Origin of the sequence: Corynebacterium sp. HMSC073D01 (assembly GCF_001815555.1) — a bacterium.
Taxonomy (GTDB): domain Bacteria; phylum Actinomycetota; class Actinomycetes; order Mycobacteriales; family Mycobacteriaceae; genus Corynebacterium; species Corynebacterium glucuronolyticum.
This window is the reverse complement of the sequence record NZ_KV821069.1, coordinates 109,205-128,173: the sequence shown is the minus strand read 5'-3', so window position 1 is coordinate 128,173 and position 18,969 is coordinate 109,205. Positions and strand designations below refer to the sequence as shown.

General features: G+C 60.9%; 14 protein-coding genes and 1 pseudogene. 8 read left to right on the top strand and 7 right to left on the bottom strand.

Going from position 1 to position 18,969, the window contains the following annotated elements; all coding sequences use genetic code 11:
• Nucleotides 1–132 (top strand): annotated as a pseudogene (locus HMPREF3044_RS13425) (HNH endonuclease); the annotation flags it as partial.
• Between the two features lie 48 nt (nt 133–180).
• On the opposite strand, the gene HMPREF3044_RS09695 reads toward HMPREF3044_RS13425, so the two are convergent.
• Nucleotides 181–1,212, bottom strand: coding sequence for a D-alanyl-D-alanine carboxypeptidase family protein (locus HMPREF3044_RS09695; protein WP_236589133.1), 1,032 nt, complete (start codon nt 1,210–1,212; stop codon nt 181–183).
• On the opposite strand from HMPREF3044_RS09695, the gene HMPREF3044_RS13420 reads away from it, so the two are divergent.
• Nucleotides 1,199–1,396: a hypothetical protein gene (locus tag HMPREF3044_RS13420; RefSeq protein ID WP_231286089.1), complete on the top strand. Its 198-nt coding sequence runs from the start codon at nt 1,199–1,201 to the stop codon at nt 1,394–1,396. The two genes, HMPREF3044_RS09695 and HMPREF3044_RS13420, sit on opposite strands and share 14 nt — an antisense overlap.
• Here the strand turns inward: HMPREF3044_RS13420 and HMPREF3044_RS09690 are convergent, their stop codons facing one another.
• Genes HMPREF3044_RS09690 through HMPREF3044_RS09680 form a run of 3 tightly spaced genes read right to left on the bottom strand, consistent with a single transcriptional unit; the run spans nt 1,397 to nt 3,832 of the window.
• Nucleotides 1,397–2,638, bottom strand: coding sequence for a hypothetical protein (locus tag HMPREF3044_RS09690; RefSeq protein ID WP_070741211.1), 1,242 nt, complete (start codon nt 2,636–2,638; stop codon nt 1,397–1,399).
• A 25-nt stretch (nt 2,639–2,663) separates the two neighbouring features.
• Nucleotides 2,664–3,545, bottom strand: coding sequence for a C40 family peptidase (locus tag HMPREF3044_RS09685; RefSeq protein ID WP_005395011.1), 882 nt, complete (start codon nt 3,543–3,545; stop codon nt 2,664–2,666).
• Nucleotides 3,542–3,832: a hypothetical protein gene (locus tag HMPREF3044_RS09680; RefSeq protein WP_005390369.1), complete on the bottom strand. Its 291-nt coding sequence runs from the start codon at nt 3,830–3,832 to the stop codon at nt 3,542–3,544. Before HMPREF3044_RS09680 ends, HMPREF3044_RS09685 begins: the two co-directional genes overlap by 4 nt.
• Before the next feature lie 68 nt (nt 3,833–3,900).
• Here HMPREF3044_RS09680 and upp point away from each other — a divergent pair, with 68 nt between their 5' ends.
• Complete coding sequence (gene upp / locus HMPREF3044_RS09675; RefSeq protein WP_034989304.1) at nt 3,901–4,536, top strand: uracil phosphoribosyltransferase; 636 nt, start codon at nt 3,901–3,903, stop codon at nt 4,534–4,536.
• Between the two features lie 163 nt (nt 4,537–4,699).
• Nucleotides 4,700–5,251 (top strand): helix-turn-helix domain-containing protein, encoded by a 552-nt coding sequence (locus HMPREF3044_RS09670; protein ID WP_081446529.1) that lies wholly within the window; start codon nt 4,700–4,702, stop codon nt 5,249–5,251.
• Here the strand turns inward: HMPREF3044_RS09670 and HMPREF3044_RS09665 are convergent.
• On the bottom strand, nt 5,248–6,828 hold the full coding sequence (locus tag HMPREF3044_RS09665; protein WP_070741210.1) for a phospho-sugar mutase: 1,581 nt from the start codon (nt 6,826–6,828) through the stop codon (nt 5,248–5,250). The two genes, HMPREF3044_RS09670 and HMPREF3044_RS09665, sit on opposite strands and share 4 nt — an antisense overlap.
• A gap of 87 nt (nt 6,829–6,915) precedes the next feature.
• Between HMPREF3044_RS09665 and HMPREF3044_RS09660 the strand changes: the two genes are divergently transcribed.
• The 3 genes from HMPREF3044_RS09660 to HMPREF3044_RS09650 all read left to right on the top strand — a co-directional run bounded on the left by HMPREF3044_RS09660 (nt 6,916) and on the right by HMPREF3044_RS09650 (nt 13,330).
• Nucleotides 6,916–8,088, top strand: a complete 1,173-nt coding sequence (locus HMPREF3044_RS09660) for an amidohydrolase (protein ID WP_005395015.1) — start codon at nt 6,916–6,918, stop codon at nt 8,086–8,088.
• 166 nt (nt 8,089–8,254) lie between these two features.
• Nucleotides 8,255–9,664: an NAD(P)H-quinone dehydrogenase gene (locus HMPREF3044_RS09655; RefSeq protein WP_005390363.1), complete on the top strand. Its 1,410-nt coding sequence runs from the start codon at nt 8,255–8,257 to the stop codon at nt 9,662–9,664.
• Between the two features lie 249 nt (nt 9,665–9,913).
• Complete coding sequence (locus HMPREF3044_RS09650) at nt 9,914–13,330, top strand: pyruvate carboxylase (RefSeq protein ID WP_050765600.1); 3,417 nt, start codon at nt 9,914–9,916, stop codon at nt 13,328–13,330.
• A gap of 284 nt (nt 13,331–13,614) precedes the next feature.
• On the opposite strand, the gene HMPREF3044_RS09645 is transcribed toward HMPREF3044_RS09650, so the two are convergent.
• Together HMPREF3044_RS09645 and HMPREF3044_RS09640 are read right to left on the bottom strand one after the other, a co-directional pair.
• The gene (locus tag HMPREF3044_RS09645) at nt 13,615–15,396 is read right to left on the bottom strand and encodes an acetyl/propionyl/methylcrotonyl-CoA carboxylase subunit alpha (protein WP_040428913.1); all 1,782 of its coding nucleotides are present in this window, start codon (nt 15,394–15,396) and stop codon (nt 13,615–13,617) included.
• Nucleotides 15,397–15,801: 405 nt separating this feature from the next.
• Nucleotides 15,802–16,647 (bottom strand): sulfurtransferase, encoded by an 846-nt coding sequence (locus HMPREF3044_RS09640; RefSeq protein ID WP_070741209.1) that lies wholly within the window; start codon nt 16,645–16,647, stop codon nt 15,802–15,804.
• Nucleotides 16,648–16,894: 247 nt separating this feature from the next.
• On the opposite strand from HMPREF3044_RS09640, the gene HMPREF3044_RS09635 reads away from it, so the two are divergent.
• The gene (locus tag HMPREF3044_RS09635; protein WP_070741208.1) at nt 16,895–18,949 is read left to right on the top strand and encodes a bifunctional metallophosphatase/5'-nucleotidase; all 2,055 of its coding nucleotides are present in this window, start codon (nt 16,895–16,897) and stop codon (nt 18,947–18,949) included.
• The last annotated feature ends 20 nt before the right edge of the window (nt 18,950–18,969 follow it).

Below are 18,969 nucleotides of genomic sequence, written 5' to 3'. Positions count from 1 at the left end.
GGGTTGGAGTATTGGAAGCCCGCGTTCGGCGGACCCCTCCAGTTGAATATGCACCCGTGCGCCCAAGGCGGGGCGGTCCGTCTTGCCCGGATGCAACTCGGCATGCCCATCGACCCATCACCACCGGGCTGACAAGTCAGCCTGCACGATAGCCCGACGAAGTCGGGCTATCCGGCATGCCTACTTCCTTTTCGCACCCCCAATGAGCGACATGAGGCTTGCCACGATGACGGCAAGGAGAAGGACAGCGATGGGGATAACGATGCCCCATGCCGCGAGATGAGCATTTGATCGTGGGGGATCCGCAGGTGGTGCAGGTTGCGCGGTGGTGGTCGGCTGCTCGCTCGGTTTTTCTTGGGTGAGTGTGCCGACGGGAGTCATCGTTTCCGGATCGGTGGCTTCAATAAGTTCTTCCGCCATCTCCCACGCGCGCTTTTTCGAGGCTTCAGCGTCGAGGATGACGGCTGCGAGTCGGTGGCCTTTATGGTTCATCGCACCGACATACGTGTGGCGGGCATCGTCTGTGAAACCGGTCTTGCCGCCGAGCGCGTTCTCGTTGACAAATAACATTCGGTTGTCGTTCCACATCTCGAACCCAGGGTTGTCTTTGAAACCCGGAAAGTCGTATTTCTCGGTGCCGAGGATCTCTCGGAACGTGGGTTTGGACCAGGCATCGGTGAAAAAAAGAGCCATGTCGTAGGCGCTGGTCTGCATGCCGGCGCTGTCCAGACCGGAGTACGTGGCCACACGGGTGTCAGTGGACCCCAGATCGAGAGCGCGGGCGTTGACCATGCGGAGGGCTTCCTCATCGCCACCAAGCAGCTGAGCTATCGCGTGAGCGGTGTCGTTGCCACTGGCCATGAGGAGACCGTGAAGAAGGTCCTCGACGGTGTATCGGCCACCGGGGCCGATGCCTGCGGAGGATCCTTCTTGGTCGGACGACTCTGCGGTGACCTCCATTGAATCGGTGAGAGAGAGCCGGTCGATGGCCACACTGGCGAGCAGTACCTTGATGATGGATGCTGGACGGTAACGGCCGTGCGGATCCTTAGCAGCGTAGATGTCGCCAGTATCCAGGTCGAAGACGAGGAAAGAGTGGGCCAACAGACCGTCGGGAAGCGAAAAACCCTCCGGAACCGACACCCCACAGTGGCTCATGGCGGGTCCACCGGGGGCAGGAGTGGGGGCGGGGAGGGGCGTGGGTGTAGCCATTCCTGGCTTTGGCTCCTCCGAGTGGTCGACCGGCGGCGGTGGCGCGACGGCGTACGGGCAGCTATCCGTGTTTGGCGTCGTCGGTGGTGGCGGCGTGGTCGTTGTCTGGGCGATGGCGGGCGCACTCGCAAGGAGGAGCGCGCACGTCGCTGCTGACGCAAGTAAGCGGGAGGGCATTGAGTAGTTAGAATTTGCTGAAGCGCTCAGTCAGAGTGTTTTCCAGCAGCTTCCAGCCGTTGACCTCGTCAGTGAACGGGGCGGAGGGAACGTAGCCGCCCTCGTTGCCGAGCATGTATTTGATGTAACGGTCGAAGGTGGGGTTGGCCAGGAGCGTGGCGTTCATTGAGTCGTCGCGCGCCCAGTCTGCGGTGTCGGCGAAGAGCTCGACTGCGCGACCCATTTGCTTGACGTCGACGGAGTCCGGTCCCTTGGCGATGTCCTCCTTGATGCCGGTGAGCACGTAGGTGTTGTCGTCGTGAACAAGGACATCGAGGTTGCCCACGGAGGCCTCGTCCTTGATGATCTGCCACGTCGACAGCTTGGCAATATCGTGATCGTCGTGGTCCATAAGCCAGCGGGCGAGCGACTTACGGTTGTTGAACGTGAAGATCTTTCCAAAGCTGCCGAGGAATACCGGTTGGTTCTCGACGAAGCTGCGGAGTGTGTACACCGTCTTGCCGTCCACAGTGATCTGAATGGGATCGATGCCGGCGTGCGCCCACACGGAGGCATCGTACGGATCAATGTTTTCCGCTTCCTGCGCAGTCGCGGCAGACCCTTCTTCCTTTGCAGCAGCTGCGGCAGTCGCTGCGGCCACGGCGGCATCCACCCGTGACTGCGCGGATGCGACAGCGTCAGCGTCGCTGTCCGGGATGACGACGGCCTCGTCAATTGCGTCCAGAACTTTCTCCCAGCTATCGAGGACAACCGCACCGATGCCCGTCCACTCGCCAGCGGTTTCCTCCGAGGCGTAGTGCTCGTGGCCACGCCGCAAGTTGCCCAAAATAGAGTGGGAAGCGAAGAAGGTATTAACAGGTGCCAGCGAGCCGACGTTGCCGAGCGCCTTAGCTACCTCCATGCAGCGCTGCGTGGCGGTGACGTTTTCATAGGAGGCGCGATCTGCCAGGTATGCGGGCACCTCGATGAGGCTGTAGATGTGCCGCTCGTCGGGAACTACGCGATCGTCTCCGCGCGCGGAGAAGCGTGGCCACGCGGGGTGCTCAGTGAGCTCATTTTCCGGGTTCGCTTCCAGCCAGGCGAGGATTTCGGCGGGAGACCTAAAGACGAAGATGTGGGCATCGTCGCCGGCGAACGCCTCCCACTGCGCGCCGTGCTGTTTCCACGCCGGCGCGTACAGGGTGTAGACATCGCCCTCAGTGAGCCGGAGCTTGATGGGGACAATAGCGGAATTCTTTGTAGCTGCCATGCCTACAGATGATAACGCACCTGCCCTAGGCAGTAGGCCTAAAGAACCCCTTAAACGGCATCCCCATGTTTGTCGTGCGAACTGGGTTGATCTGAACAGGGTCGCCGGCTTCGATCATCTTGCCGTCCCCGATGCACATTGCCACGTGGCCGGACCACACTGCGAGGTCACCTGGTTGGAGCGCGCTTTGTGGCACGCTCGAGCCCATAGCCATAGCGGCAGCTGTGCGTGGAAGTTCCACGCCAGACTCCCTGTAAGCCCACTGGACGAGGCCGGAGCAGTCGAAGCCACGGCCAGGCGCTTGTCCGCCCCACACATAGGGGGTACCGAGCTGTGATTTGGCCTTTTCGACGGCTTGGAGGGCCTTCGGTGCAGCGGCAGTGGAGGAGGAGAGTTCCATAGCGACCGTGCGCGGTTTCTCAGCCGTCGACGCGTCACCATCATGAACTGGGGTTCCATGGAACTCCAGCGGAGTCGTGCCCACGGTGCGCAGGAGCGCAGTGGCTGGTGCGAGCTCGGTTTCTAGCTGTGCAGCCCGGGCGAGCGCAGCTGAGATGTACTTTGTCGGCAGTGCCGCCAGCTGTGCAAGGGCGGCCGCAGCTGTCGCCGGGTTGGGGACGAGCGCTTGCGCGATGAGCCGCGCGGCCTCAGCGATGAAGCGCTGGACGAGGGCAATGAGGTCTTTCAACGCGGAGGCGAGGAGCGGTGTAGCCATCTGTACGGCTTTGGCTATCGTGCCCACATCCTTAGCGATAACTTTCCCCAAGGTGAGGAGGGGGCCAGCGTCCGCGCCAAAGATCTTTGCCAGCTGCGGCGCAGCAGAGAAATCAGGGGGCGTACCCGCGCCGGTAAGAACGTTCTGTGGTGGGGCGAGGCTGGAGATGCGCTCGGCGGTTTCGGCAATCATAGTGCCACCTCTAGTGCGTGGGCGAGATCCTCATCGTGGTGTTCTATATCCTCAAGGCTGCGCCGCGAGGAGGCGGCGATGTCGAGCGCAATGTTGCACACGGAGGCCATCTCCTTTCCCGTCTTCTCTGCGGCGGATATCAGGGCCATTCCGAACCCCCCGACACCGGGGGTGGCTGCGATTTGGGATGTGATGTTGACGGCGGGTGGGACACATGCCTCCGCGCCAGCGACGAGCTTATTTACCAGGTCACGGGCGGCAAGCGGATCAAACTGTAATGGCTGCATATTCGTTAGACGTGTTTGCGACCCGGTTTGGTTCCCGCCAATTTGTCGGGTTGTTTTACCATGAGGTTATGCAGATCACCATCATCGACCACCCCCTGGCGCAGTCGCGCTTGTCCATCATGCGCGACAAACGAACCAACAACTCTGGGTTCCGCGCGGCCCTTGCCGATCTCGGCGCCATGCTGATTTATGAGGCATCCCGCGATCTGGAAATCGAAGAGTTCCTCATGGATACGCCGGTTTCCTCTACGACGGGCAAGCAGCTGAAGAAGCCTCCGATCATTGTCCCCATTATTCGTGCCGGATTGGGCATGATCGACCCCGCTCTTTCCATGATTCCTGATGCGCAGGTCGGATTCATCGGCCTCGCCCGCGACGAGGAGACGCACCAGCCAGTGCCGTATTTGGAGGCGCTCCCTCACGACATGAGTGACGAGACGGTGTTCCTCGTGGACCCGATGCTCGCCACGGGCGGTTCCCTTCTGCACGCCATCAAACTCCTCGTTGAACGCGGGGCACGGGACATCACCGCGGTGTGTATGGTGAGCGCCGAGCAGGGCGTGAATGCGCTGAAGGAGTCCGGCTACCCGGTGCGGTTGGTGACCGCCGCGATCGACCCGTCGCTCAACGAAGACGCGTATATCGTCCCCGGTCTTGGTGATGCCGGAGACCGCCTTTACGGTCCGCGCAATATCGATTTGTAGCCGATCCCCACGAGTCCCCGCAATTATGCGGGGACTCATTTTTATGATTTATGGGAAAAATACAGAATTTGTACTGATTTCCCTGTGTTTTTAAGTTCGTAACAAATAAGTAAGAAATTTTTATCCGTACACAACCAGTTTGGCAGACGGTGCACAACATAGCGTGCATCATGAATGTGTGGATGTTAATTCAGATCTTTTTTACTGGCCGAGCTACGGCCTAGAGTTAGGTAAACGTCTTCGTATTTTGCGAAATATGCGAGGGTTGACACAAGAGCGTCTTGGAGAACTTTCCGGCTATACCCGCAACCAGGTATCGAACTTGGAAAGAAACCAGAACCGCGCGCAGCACCCGTCGAATCCGAGCATGAAGATGATCTATTCGTTGGCGCTTGCGCTTCACGTCCCGCCGGCAGTTCTTCTTCCGCGCGCGAATCAGCAGGTGCAGCAGCGCTGTGAGCAGGACGACTATCCGTCCCTTTCCGTCAATTTGACCTGGCCTCAGACCGCGCAGGATGTTGCTCGTTTCTCAGTGTCGCACCTGACAAGTGGCGCGCCGGGAGCAGGTACAGCTGATGACCCCTCCTATGATGTTCAGCTCATCCGGCCGAAGGGGCTCAGCGACGAGGAGTGGCGCACGCTTTCCGATGCCGTCGACACGTTGAGTGCGGCGGAGAAGAAGCTTCTCGACGTTCTCCGGGGTCTGGACGACTAAAGCTTCCGCATCCAAGCCCTCGTCTCCTCCGCAACGGCAGCGCAGATCTCGTCGGCGTGCTCGGGGGTGTCAGTATCGGACACCTCGATGTAGACCTTGGTCTTGTTTTCCGTGCCGGAGGAGCGCGCTACGATCCTGATGCTGGCCACCTGTGAATGGCCGGTCATGAGCACGCCGCGTGCGGCGGGCAAAGGGGTCGTGGTGAACGGAATTCCCGCGACCTCGCTAGGGGCGTGGGTAGCGATCATGCTGACAATTTCCTGCGGATCCGACGAGCGCAGGGATACCTGGGTACCCGTAAAGTACCCGTATTTTCTGTGGAGCGCGTGAAGCTCGTCGATGAGCGTCGTACCCCGGCTTTTGAGCTCGGCGCCCCAGCAGCAGGCGATAAGTGCCGTGGAGATGCCGTCTTTGTCTGCCGCAAGCTGTGGGTACGGGCACGTGCCGATTGCCTCCTCGTAAGCAAAGCTGAGCTGATCCGGTGAGCCGGCAGCGCGAGTGAGATTTTTGAAACCGGTCGGTGTTTCGCGGTACTCCCAGCCCCTGTCCTCGGCGATCCGTTTGAGCAGGCGGGAAGAGACGACGGACGTAGCCACTGTGGGCGTGCCATCGGGGGTGGAGAGGAGCCGTGTGGCCAGCAGGGGGCCAAGCTCATCCCCGCGCAACATGCGGTAGTGTCCGTTGCCGGTTGCCACACCGATAGCGCAGCGATCGGCATCGGGGTCAAGGGCGACGACAATGTCGGCGTCCACCTCGCGCGCTGTCGCGATGACGCGCTCGACAGCCTCGGGCTCCTCGGGATTGGGGAAACGAACGGTGGGGAATGTCGGATCGGGGTGCTGCTGTTCCGGCACCGGCCATGTCTGGGCGAAACCCGCAGCCTGCAAGGCCTGTGTGAGGGCGCGGCCGCCAACCCCGTGCATGGCGGTGTAACACACACGGATGGCGGCGCGGTCGTTGTTCACCCGCAGGCGGTCGCCCTCCTCCGGGTCGACGAGGGCGACGACCTTGTCAACGTAGCGACGTAACTGGTCGGAGGTGGGGCGGACGGTGACCCGGGGGACGTCGAAAGGCGAGCCGACGGCCGCAATTTTGGTAAGGATCTCGGCTTCCAGCTCGACGGGGAGTTGGGCACCGTCTTCGAGGTAGACCTTGTACCCGTTGTCGCTGGCCGGGTTCTGTGAGGCGGTGATCTGGATGCCACCATCCAGATTGCGCTCGCGGATCAGCCAGCTCACCACGGGTGTAGGGGTGGGGCTCGGCAGGAGCATGACGTCAAAGCCGGCCCCGGCGAGGACCTCGGCGGCCGTGGTGGCGAAGATAGATGAGCCGTAGCGGGCATCGTGTCCGACGACGAACTGCATGGGGCCTTCGTCGCCGTACAGTGCGCGCCCGATTCCGGATTCGAGTGAGCTGGGTGCCTCGTGGTGGCGGTTGAGCTCTGCGAAGCGCTCGGCAAACCAGCTGGCCAAGCCCGCAGTGACGCGGGTGACCTGCTTGACGTTCATTTGGCCATCGCCGGGCCCGACAGGGGCGCGGAGGCCTGCAGTGCCGAATGTAAGTGTCATATGCCCCATGTTAGGTGCCCAGCGGATTAGCGGTAGGCTTTCAGCAGTGACAGCGCCACGTCGGGCGGTGTCAGGGTATGAAAGGGGAGCAACCTGATGACCAGTGAGCTCATCTCCGCCACCGCGGAGGAGTGGCTGCGGCAACACGAGTCCGAAGCGATCGGGTGGCGGCGCCACCTCCACGAGCATCCTGAGCTTAGTCATGAGGAGTTCGCTACCACCGACTTCATCGTCGAAAAGCTAGAAGCGGTGGGGCTGCAGCCGGTGCGACTCGAGCCTACCGGCCTCTACGTGGACATCGGTGAGCCCGATGCCGACGGTAACCGGCTGGCCATCCGGGCAGACATGGACGCGCTGCCGATTACGGAGGCGACGGGGCTGCCGTACTCGTCTGTCGTTCCCGGCGTTTCCCACGCGTGTGGGCACGACCTGCACGTCACGGTTGCGTTGTCCACTGCCTGCGCGTTGGCGGGGTGTGCCTCGGACCTCAACCCAGGTATGCGGTTTATTTTTCAACCGGCCGAGGAGGTCATGGACGGTGGCGCGCCGGAGGTCATTGAGCAGGGTGTTCTCGATAGTGTGGCGGCAATCTATGCCATCCACGCAGAACCGAAGCTCAAGGTCGGTTCCATCGGCGTGCGTACGGGGGCAATTACCTCTGCGGGTGATGTTGTGGAGATCACGGTCACGGGCCCGGGTGGGCACACGTCCCGCCCGCAGCAGACCGCCGACGTTGTGTTCGCGATGAGTCAGCTGGTGACGCAGCTGCCTGCGCTTTTGAGTAGGCGCGTTGATCCGCGCACCGGTACGGTCCTCGTGTTCGGCTCAATCCATGCAGGTCACGCTGCTAACGCGATCCCTAAGGAGGGGACACTTATGGGGACGATTCGTACGGCGGATATCCGCGTGTGGCGGACGATTCAGCCGCTCATGGAGGAGCTCATCGGCCAGGTGCTTGCGCCGACGGGGTGCACGTATGAGATTAACTACATTCGTGGGGTGCCGCCGGTGGTTAACGACGAGGTTGCAACTGCGATCCTGGCGGCCGCCGCTGGGACGTCGGCCGTTCAGGCACCGCAGAGCTCCGGCGGGGAAGATTTCTCGTGGTATCTCGAGCATGTTCCCGGTTCTATGGCCAGGCTCGGCTGTTGGTCCGGCGAGGGTGATAAGAAGGACCTCCACTGCGACGATATGCTTGTCGACGATCGCGCCATTGCTGTTGGTGTACGTCTCTTCGCGTCTATCGCTTCCCGGTTCACCCTCGATTAGGGCAGCAAAAACAACGATGTGTTTCCCCGGTCGCAATAACCGGGGGTGAGAAGGGGGAGTGCTGGCATGCCCGTGCGGACCGGCCGGACATTAGACTACACAGTGACGTTTGTGTGACGTTGTGTACACGCGAAATCCAACGATACTCAAGGAACTGTGACGAAACATGTCTAAGCGAGTTGTCATTATTGGCGGTGGCCCTGCGGGCTACGAGGCTGCTTTCGCCGGAACGAAATACGGCGCAGAGGTCACCCTCGTAGAGGATCAGGGTTCCGGTGGCTCTGCCGTACTTTACGATTGTGTCCCCTCTAAGTCGCTGATTGCGGCGACGGGTATTCGTACCGACCTGCGCCGCGCAGATGACATGGGGTTCGACTACCAGAAAAACGGAAAATTCCTCGAGATCGGTTCGGTCAACGCGCGTGTGCGGGAACTGGCCCGCGCACAGTCGGCTGACGTGCGTGCCCAGCTGGAGTTCAATGGTACACGCCTCATTGCCGGTCGCGCCTACTTCAAGGAATCACCGACAAGCAAGAACGTCCACGCCGTGCACGTGGACCACGCCGACGGTACGGAGGAAGTTATTGAGTGCGAGCTCGTCCTCATCGCCACGGGTGCGCATCCCCGAGTTCTGCCTGGTGCGGAGCCGGATGGTGAGCGCATCCTTTCCTGGCGCCAGGTTTACGACCTCACCGAGCTCCCTGATCACCTCATCGTCGTCGGTTCCGGTGTCACCGGTGCAGAGTTCGTCTCCGCCTTCGCGGAGCTCGGAGTGAAGGTGACGATGTGCGCGTCCCGCGACCGCATCCTGCCGCACGACGATGCCGACGCAGCCGACACCCTTGAGGCTGTTCTCTCTGAGCGCGGCGTCCACCTGGAAAAGAACTGCCGCGTCTCCTCCGTCTCCCGCACCGAAGACGGTGGGGTCAAGGTGACCACGCAGGACGGGCGCGAGATCTTCGGTTCCCATGCACTCCTCACTGTTGGCTCCGTCCCCAACACCGACGGCCTTGGCCTGGATAAGGTCGGTGTGGAGATGACGAAGTCGGGCCATGTGCACGTGGATCGCGTGTCCCGTACGAACATCTCCGGCATCTACGCGGCCGGCGACTGCACGGATCTCTTCCCGCTGGCATCCGTCGCCGCTATGCAGGGGCGCATTGCCATGTACCACGCGCTGGGGGAGGGTGTCGATCCGATCCGCCTGAAGACAGTGGCCACGGCCGTGTTTACTCGACCAGAGATCGCCGCTGTCGGCGTGACTGAGAAGGAAATCGAGGAGCAGAAGGTGACGGCCCGCATCGTCACGCTGCCGCTGAACACCAACGCGCGTGCGAAGATGCGCTCCATTCGCTACGGCTTTGTCAAGCTGTTTTGCCGTCGCAACTCCGGCCAGATCATCGGCGGTGTCATCGTTGCCCCGAACGCGTCGGAGCTCATCACCACCGTCGCTGTCGCCGTGTCTAACCGTTTGACGGTGGCCGATATTGCGGACTCCTTTGCCGTGTACCCGACGCTGTCCGGGTCCATCGCGGAGGCCGCGCGCCAGCTGGTGAAGCACGATGATCTTGACTAGCTCTTGACTAGCTCCCACCGCTAGGTGAGAAGGGGGTGGTCCCCGTGTGAGAATGCTTTCCTATTTCGCTCACGCGGGGGCCGTTCTACGTGCTCTGGGGCGAAAATAATGGGGGTGAAAAATAAAGCATGAGAAATCAGACCATTTTAAGTGGTGACCTAGTATTCTGTAATAGCTACGTGTGACGTGCTACATACTTTTATGAAAGGTCGCTTCATGCTACTTAATCCGCAGGAGCTCGAGGGTGCCATGGCAGCGGGGCACCTGCTCCCCTCATTTTCCAAAATTCTCGTGGCCAACAGAGGTGAAATCGCTGTTCGTGCCTTCCGTGCCGCGTATGAGACGGGTGCGGAAACCGTGGCGATCTTCCCCATCGAAGACCGCAGTTCTTTCCACCGTTCACTAGCATCGGAGGCATATCTCATTGGCGAGGAGGGCGCCCCCGTCCGCGCCTATCTTGACATCGACGAGATTATGCGCGTGGCCAAGGAATCCGGTGCCGATGCCGTGTATCCCGGCTACGGCTTCCTTTCTGAAAACCCGCAGCTGGCCCGCGAATGTGCGGAAAATGGGCTCACCTTCATCGGCCCGACCCCCGAAGTTTTGGATCTGACTGGTGACAAGGCTGCTGCTGTACACGCCGCCAAAGAGGCGGGCCTGCCCATCCTCGAGGATTCCGAGGCCACCGACGATATCGATACGCTCGTGTCCTACGCCGAGGGCCGGGAATTCCCGCTGTTTGTTAAGGCTGTTGCGGGCGGCGGCGGACGTGGCATGCGCTTCGTCCCGGATGCCGAGCACCTGCGGGAGCTGGCCGCCGAGGCATCCCGCGAGGCGAATTCCGCCTTCGGTGACCCGAGCGTGTACCTCGAGCAGGCTGTTATCAATCCGCAGCACATCGAGGTGCAGATCCTCGCCGACGCGACAGGCGACGTCATCCACCTGTTCGAGCGTGACTGTTCCGTGCAGCGTCGCCACCAGAAGGTCGTGGAGATCGCGCCCAGCCCCAACCTTGATCCGGAACTCCGCGACCAGATCTGTGCAGACGCCGTCAAGTTCTGTAAACACATCGGTTACCAGGGCGCTGGCACCGTCGAGTTCCTCGTTGATGAGCACGGCAACCATGTGTTCATTGAGATGAACCCCCGCATCCAGGTGGAGCACACAGTCACCGAGGAGGTCACCCAGGTAGACATTGTCAAGGCTCAGATGCGCATTGCCGCCGGCGCCACGCTGAAGGACCTGGGGCTGAGTCAAGAGTCCGTAGCGCTGCATGGCTTTGCGCTGCAGACCCGCATCACTACCGAGGATCCGTCCAACGGGTTCCGCCCGGACACCGGTGTCATCACGGCCTACCACTCGCCTGGTGGTGGTGGCGTGCGCCTCGATGGGTCCGCTGCCCTCGGTGGCGAGATCACGGCCCACTTCGATTCTATGCTGGTGAAGCTCACCTGCCGGGGTAACTCCTTCTCCGGTGCCGTTGCTCGCGCTCAGCGCGCACTGGCTGAGTTCGAGGTTAGCGGTGTGGCAACGAACATCGGCTTCCTGCGTGCCCTCCTGCGTGAGCCGGACTTCACCCACAAGCGCATCTCTACCAGCTTCATCCCGGATCACCCGCATCTTCTGCAGGCACCGCCTGCCGACGACGAACCGGGCCGCCTGCTCAGCTACCTCGGCACGATCACCGTCAACCAACCGAACGGGCCCCTGCCTGCGGGCGCGATCGATGCCTCGGCGAAGCTCCCCTGTGTGAAGGGGCGCGAGGTACTCCCCGGTTCCCGCGATGAATTGCGCGAGCTGGGGCCGGAGAAATTTGCCCGCAAGCTGCGCGAAACGGAGGCTCTTGCGGTTACGGATACGTCCTTCCGTGACGCGCACCAGTCCCTGTTTGCCACCCGATTCCGTTCCAACCCGCTGGAGGATGCGGCACGTGTCACCTCGGTGCTCACGCCGATTCTGTGGTCTGCGGAGGCATGGGGCGGTGCCACCTACGACGTTGCGCTGCGCTTCCTCAACGAGGATCCGTGGTGCCGTCTCGATCGCCTGCGCGAGGCGATGCCGAATATCAATATCCAGATGCTGCTTCGCGGCCGCAACACGGTGGGCTACACGCCCTACCCGGACAGCGTCTGCCAGGCGTTTGTGAAGGAGGCCGAGCGTTCGGGTGTCTCCGTCTTCCGTATCTTTGATGCGCTTAACGACGTGTCCCAGATGCGTCCGGCCATCGATGCCGTTTTGGACACCGGCACTGCGGTGGCTGAGGTGGCCATGGCGTACTCCGGTAACCTTTCGGATCCAGGGGAGAAGCTTTACACCCTCGACTACTACCTCCACCTCGCCGAGGAGATCGTGAACACCGGAGCCCACGTCCTGGCGATTAAGGACATGGCAGGACTCCTGCGTCCCTCGGCTGCCCGCACCCTCGTGTCTGCGCTCCGCGAACGTTTCGACGTCCCCATCCACGTCCACACCCACGACACCGCGGGCGGTGGCCTCGCCACCTACCTGGCGGCTGCAGAGGCCGGTGCGGACTGCGTGGATGTGGCTTCCGCACCGCTATCCGGAACGACGAGCCAGCCGTCGCTGTCGGCACTTGTCGCAGCCGTGGCTAATACCTCCCGCGATACAGGCCTTGACCTGGACGCGATCATGGAAATGGAGCCCTACTGGGAGGCTGTGCGCAGTATGTACACGCCGTTCCAGTCCGGAGTCAATGCACCGACCGGGCGCGTGTACCACCACGAGATTCCTGGTGGCCAGCTCACCAACCTGCGTGCCCAGGCGACAGCGCTTGGACTAGCAGACCGCTTCGAGATCATCGAGGATACCTATGCTGCTGTGTCTGACATGCTCGGGCGCCCCACGAAGGTGACTCCCTCGTCCAAGGTTGTCGGCGATTTAGCGTTGCACCTGGTGGGCGCTGGCGTGGATCCGGCGGACTTCGCCGCTGACCCGCAGAAGTACGACATCCCGGATTCCGTCATCTCCTTCCTCCGTGGTGAGCTGGGTACCCCGCCCGGTGGCTGGCCAGAGCCGCTGCGCACGAAGATCCTCGAAGGGCGCGGCGAGGGGCACAAGCCGTTCGTCGAGGTGGAGCCCGCCGATGCAGAGCTCCTCAATTCCGAGGACGCTGAGGTGCGTCGCGACACGCTGAACCGCCTTCTGTTCCCCGGCCCCACAGCCGATTACAAGGAGTCTCGTCGACTCTACGGGCACACGGCCAACCTGTCCGACCGCCAGTTCTTCTACGGCCTGAGGGAGGGCGAGGAGACGGCGATTCCGCTGGAAGAGTCCAACACCCCGATGCTTGTGCGGCTTGACGCGATCGGCGAACCAGATCAGAAGGGCATGCGAAAGGTCGTATTCAACGTGAACGGCCAGATTCGCCCGACAGCCGTGCGCGACGAATCGGCGGAGAACCTCACCCCGGCAGCTGAAAAGGCCGATCCGAACAATGAGGGTCACGTGGCCGCGCCATTTGCCGGTGCCGTGACTGCGTCCGTCTCTGCGGGGGACGAGGTCAGGGCCGGTGACCCGGTGGCCATTATCGAGGCGATGAAGATGGAAGCCTCCATCACCGCCACCATCGATGGTGTCATCGACCGCGTCGTTGTCCCGGGCCCGACGAAGGTGGAGGGTGGCGACCTCCTCGTCGTGATTAAGTAGCCAACAAAGAAGTGGGCCATCGGGTGTACGCACCCGGTGGCCCTCCTTTTTACCTAGAAACGCAAATACCCCGGCCGAAGCCGGGGCATTGCGTATTCCCTAAACCCTTTATCGAAAGGGATCTTTAGTATATCACGGATTCCGAAGCTGTCCAATTGTTAGAAGGACAGATAAAAGTCCGGATACGCGAGTGCCCCGGCCGAAGCCGGGGCACTGCGTATTCCCTAAACCCTTTATCGAAAGGGACCTTTATCGTAACATGATCTTCTCAGATCGTGCAACCCTTACTCGGCATCCTTGATTTCGAGGAGCACGTCGCCCTTCTTCACGGTGGAACCTGCCTCAGCTGCCAGGCCTGTGACCTTACCAGCCTTGTGAGCCTTGACCGGGTTCTCCATCTTCATGGCCTCGAGGACAAGGACGGTTTCGCCTTCAGCAACCTCCTGGCCTTCCTCGACGTTCACCTTGATGATGGTTCCCTGCATCGGCGCGGTAACTGCATCGCCGGAGACATTGGACTTGCCACCACTGCCGCGACGGCGCTTGGGGTGCTTCTTGGCGCCGGAGGCACCGCCAGTGAGGGCGAGGCTTGCAGGCAGCGCCACCTCGACGCGACGTCCGTTGACCTCCACGACGATCTTCTTGGACGGCTGCTCATCCTCGTCCACCTCGGTGTCATCCGTGTAGGGCTGGAGCGGATTCTCCCACTCTTCCTCGATCCACTTCGTGTACACATCGAAGCCGTCTTCGGTGCCGACGAAAGCGGGATTTTCCACGATGTGACGGTGGAACGGCAGGACCGTGGGCAGCCCCTCGATCACGTACTCGGCCAGCGCACGGCGGGAGCGTTCGAGCGCTTCGAGACGGGTCTCGCCGTAGACGATGAGTTTGGCTAGCATGGAGTCGAACTGACCACCGATGACGGATCCCTCGGTGATGCCGGAGTCAACACGAACACCGGGGCCCGTGGGCTCCTTGTACGTGGTAACGGTGCCGGGGGAGGGGATGAAGCCGGAACCCGGATCCTCGCCATTGATGCGGAATTCGAACGCGTGGCCGCGGGGTGTCGGGTCCTCCTTGATGTGGAGCTCCTTGCCCTCGGCGATGCGGAACTGCTCGCGAACGAGGTCGAGGCCAGTGGTCAACTCGGTGACGGGGTGCTCCACCTGGAGGCGAGTGTTGACCTCGAGGAAGGAAATGAGACCGTCGGAGCCGACGAGGTACTCGACGGTACCTGCGCCGTAGTAGCCTGCTTCCTTGCAGATTGCCTTGGCGGATTCGTGTAGGCGGGTGCGCTGCTCGTCGGTGAGATAGGGGGCAGGAGCCTCCTCAACAACCTTCTGGAAACGACGCTGCAGGGAGCAGTCGCGGGTACCTACGACCACGACGTTTCCGTGCTGGTCACCGAGAACCTGGCACTCGACGTGGCGGGCGCGGTCGAGGTAGCGCTCTACGAAGCACTCGCCACGACCGAATGCGGTGGTGGCCTCGCGGGTGGCGGACTCGAACTGATCCTTCACCTCGTCCATGGTGTAGGCGACCTTCATGCCACGTCCGCCACCGCCGAAGGCGGCCTTGATAGCGATGGGCAGGCCGTGCTCTTCTGCGAACTTCACAACCTCGTCGGCATCCTTGACGGGATCCTTGGTGCCGGGAGCCATCGGGGCATTGGCGCGCTCGGCGATGTGCCGTGCGGTCACCTTGTCACCAAGGTCGCGAATGGACTGTGGTGACGGTCCGATCCAGATAAGGCCGGCGTTGATGACTGCCTCGGCGAAATCGCCGTTCTCTGAGAGGAAGCCGTAGCCGGGGTGAATGGCGTTGGCGCCGGACTTCTGTGCGGCATCCAGAATCTTGTCAAAGTTAAGGTACGAGTCTGCGGAGGTCTGGCCTCCTAATGCGAAAGCTTCATCCGCCAACGAGACAAATGGTGCGTTTGCGTCTGGTTCCGCATACACCGCAACGCTGGGGATACCCGCATCCTTGGCGGCCCGAATAATGCGCACCGCGATCTCTCCACGGTTTGCTACGAGGACCTTCTTAATCTCGCGTTGCTCTACTGTCATGGCGCTCCTTCTTTGCATCATGTCTTCTCCTCCTGTGGAGGTACTCGCCTTCACAAAAGGATGTGATTTTGTTTCAATTGTGGCACAGCTTTCACCCTCCGCGGTGGAAAATTGGCCAAGCAATGGGGTAAATGCGTCGTCTAGTACCCCCTTTTTAAGGCATAGATGTGATGTCATAAGACCTTCGTGTGGGGGTAAAAATTACCCTAACCGGACACAGTTTCTGTCGCAAAACAATAGGATTGACCAGCTTTTCAGAGCAAACTTCCGAGGCGAAGAGGGTCCATTTAGGGGGTGTAAGGAGCAATTAAGTCCGGTTCTGTGGTCTTTGTCGGTGGATTATTAACCGAAAGTGAACAGACCCTGGTTGCCAGAAGTTGCCTACGTAGGGAGGGGGTTTGCCCCTTAGGCACGGTCGATGGGCATGCCAATCATGTTGCCCCATTCGGTCCATGACCCGTCGTAGACGGTTACGTCGGTGAAGCCGAGGAGGCTTTCGAGAATGAAGGCGGTGTGGGATGCTTGCGCTCCGCCGTTGCAATACACCACAGTCGGCGCGTGCGGGTCGAGGTTGGCATAGGGTTGCCGGGTGGTTTCCGCGTCGGAGAAGCGCCCCGAAGGCTGCAATGTGGACTTCCAGGGGATGTTGTGGGCGCCGGGGATGTGCCCGTCGCGCGCTGCGCCAGAGGCCTCCGAGCCGTCGAAAAGACCGGGAGACCGGACGTCGACTAGCTGCAGGGACCCAAGGCGATCGTGAAGTTCACCGACGAGCATCCGGGAGGATAGAGACGTGACCTCGGGAGTAGGGTAGGACACCCGCGCGGGGATGGGGAACGAAAAGACGAGCTCGCGCTCCTCGCCTGCCCACGCATCGCGGCCACCGTCAAGAATACGGACATCCTCGTGCCCGTACTGGCGCATGATCCACGCTGTGTAGCAGGCCCACGCGTTGGCGGAATCGCCGTAAATCACCACCGTATCGGAGGGCGAAATCCCCTTGTCCTCCATGAGTTGTGCGAAGGGCTCGGCGCTGAGAATATCCCGGCGGAGGGGGTCAGATAACTCTGCCTGCGGGTGAATGCGGATCGCGGTGGGAATGTGTCCAAGATCGTACTGATACCCGTCTGCATCGCTTTCCACAATAACGAGCCCACGCATTCCTGCGTGTGCGGCAAGCCATGAGGCGCTCACAACGTGCTCGGGGTGCGCGTACTCCTGTTGGTGTGTATCCGGGTCGATCTCCAAAGCCACGGTCTTCCTCTTTCTGGACTACAAACAAACACTTGCAGACCATTCTAGAGGTGTCGGTCATATTGTGCGTTAGGGTATGCATTAAATCACATTGCGGACGGCATTTATGCTGGCCGATCCAGCCCCAGGGGTAGTTGCACTGCGAACCTTGTTGATCCGGGTTACAAATAATACACACACCCTGGACGCACTCCCCTGAGCGCGAGATGACGGTGTGTACTAATCCACATATTTCAGGAGCAAGATCATGTCAAACATCACACGTGCCATTGCCTGTATCACCGCAGCTACCGTCAGCGCTGCCACCCTCACCAGCCCTGCATTCGCGCAGGAAGCCACTATTTCCAAAATCAATATCGCCGCCATCACCGACTTTCACGGCCACATCGAGACCGTGACCAACAAGGACGGATCACTCAAGGAACCCGGTGCCGCCATCCTCGCCTGTCACATGCCGAAGCTTGCCGACGAAGGCGCCGCACAGATCCGCGTCTCCGCAGGAGACAACATCGGCGGTTCCACCTTCGTGTCTTCTGTAGACAAGGACGTGCCGACGATTGAGGCACTCAACGCCATGGGCTTCGTCGCGTCCGCCGTCGGCAACCACGAATTCGACCAAGGCTGGAAAGATCTCTCGGAGCGCATCGGAATCAACGGTGACAAGCTCGCAAAGTACACGCACCTTGGTGTCAACGTTGAGGGTGAGACTCCGGAGCTTGCCCCCTCCTATGTCGAGGAGGTCAACGGCGTAAAAGTCGGTTTCGTCGGTGCCATCACAGATAAGCTTCCCTCGCTCGTCAGCCCCTCCGGAATCGAGGGAATCACCGCCACCGCCCCCATCCCTGCCATCAACGCAGAGGCCGATCGCCTGGTCAAGGATGGCGAGGCGGATATCGTCATTGCCCTCATGCACGAGGATGTTGCACTGCAATCCGATAGCGTTCTCGGTTCCTTCTCCGATAACGTCGCAGCCGTCGTTGGCGGGCACTCTCACCAGTTCGCACAGAAGACCGTAGAGCGCGAGGGGGCACTCCCACTCGTCATTGTGCAGGCAGAAAACTATGGCACCGCTGTCGGAGACATCGACATCGAGTACGACACTACCAAGCGCGCCCTCACATCCATCACGGGATCCGTCCAGACCGTCGATGAGATTGCCAAGGACACCGACTGCGTCACCAACCCAGATGCAGAACTCACCGCATTGGTGAAGAAGGCCCACAATAAGTCCGAGGTACTCGGTCAGGAAATCGTCGCCCAAAACGCGCCCGAGATGCGGCGCGCCTCTGATGACCTCACCGCTGCCGGCGCCGGATCCTCCCGTGGCAGCGAATCAGTCCTGGGCAACTTCATCGGCGAGGCTTCCAAGAATTACCTCGCAGCCAACTCTCCCGTTAAGCCAGATCTCGGTGTTATCAACGCCGGCGGAATCCGTGCAGACATTGAGGGCGGCGATGTTACCTATTCTGAAGCCTTCCTCGTTCAGCCCTTCGGCAACGAGATCGGTTACGTCGAAATCACCGGCGCTGCTCTCAAGGACGTGCTGGAACAGCAGTGGCAGGCTGACGGTTCCTCCCGGGCCGTGCTCATGCTCGGCTGGTCCAAGAATTTCAGCTACACCTACGATCCCGCTAAGCCGCGCGGTGAAAAGATCACCTCGATGAGCATCAACGGTGCACCCGTTGACCTCAACAAGACTTACACCATCGCCGGTAACACCTTCCTTCTAGCAGGCGGCGACAACTTCAAGGGATTCACCACCGGTGAGGTCAAGACTCTTGGACTCATGGATCTCGATGCTTTCATCTACGGCCTCAAGGACAAGGAGACCACTGCTAACCCCGCACAGATTGGCGTTGGGGCATCGATCAGCGGAAAGGTCAAGCCGGGCGAAACTATCACCCTTGATCTCAGCTCCCTCGACTACACGGTGGGCGGCACTGCGACGACCGTGAAGGCAACGCTGGGAGATGTCAGCGCCGAGGCACAGATTGACAAGACCACCAAGCCGGAACCTGGCCAAGACACCTTCGGCACCGCGAAGCTCACCCTCACCGTTCCCGAGGGACTCAGCGGCGACCAGCACATCACCATCACCACCGATGCTGGTACGGAGGCGACCATCCCCGTGACTATCAGTGCCGGTGACGATAACAACGCTGGCTCCGGTGATGATAGCCACGCTGATGCAACCGGCAGCTCCGATCTTGCCGATGTTCTCATCGGCCTCAGCGGTGCCATCATGGGCCTCATCGCAGCGATCGCTGCGGCTATCGGCCTGCAGACTATCTTCAATCAATAACGCCAGATGATAATGCCCTC

Excerpts from the sequence above, each read along its gene's own strand:
- HMPREF3044_RS09695 (WP_236589133.1), bottom strand. The coding sequence starts at position 1,212 with ATGGCTACACCCACGCCCCTCCCCGCCCCCACTCCTGCCCCCGGTGGA.
- HMPREF3044_RS09690 (WP_070741211.1), bottom strand. The coding sequence starts at position 2,638 with ATGGCAGCTACAAAGAATTCCGCTATTGTCCCCATCAAGCTCCGGCTC.
- HMPREF3044_RS09685 (WP_005395011.1), bottom strand. The coding sequence starts at position 3,545 with ATGATTGCCGAAACCGCCGAGCGCATCTCCAGCCTCGCCCCACCACAG.
- HMPREF3044_RS09680 (WP_005390369.1), bottom strand. The coding sequence starts at position 3,832 with ATGCAGCCATTACAGTTTGATCCGCTTGCCGCCCGTGACCTGGTAAAT.
- upp (WP_034989304.1), top strand. The coding sequence starts at position 3,901 with ATGCAGATCACCATCATCGACCACCCCCTGGCGCAGTCGCGCTTGTCC.
- HMPREF3044_RS09665 (WP_070741210.1), bottom strand. The coding sequence starts at position 6,828 with ATGGGGCATATGACACTTACATTCGGCACTGCAGGCCTCCGCGCCCCT.
- HMPREF3044_RS09660 (WP_005395015.1), top strand. The coding sequence starts at position 6,916 with ATGACCAGTGAGCTCATCTCCGCCACCGCGGAGGAGTGGCTGCGGCAA.
- HMPREF3044_RS09655 (WP_005390363.1), top strand. The coding sequence starts at position 8,255 with ATGTCTAAGCGAGTTGTCATTATTGGCGGTGGCCCTGCGGGCTACGAG.
- HMPREF3044_RS09650 (WP_050765600.1), top strand. The coding sequence starts at position 9,914 with ATGGCAGCGGGGCACCTGCTCCCCTCATTTTCCAAAATTCTCGTGGCC.
- HMPREF3044_RS09645 (WP_040428913.1), bottom strand. The coding sequence starts at position 15,396 with ATGACAGTAGAGCAACGCGAGATTAAGAAGGTCCTCGTAGCAAACCGT.
- HMPREF3044_RS09635 (WP_070741208.1), top strand. The coding sequence starts at position 16,895 with ATGTCAAACATCACACGTGCCATTGCCTGTATCACCGCAGCTACCGTC.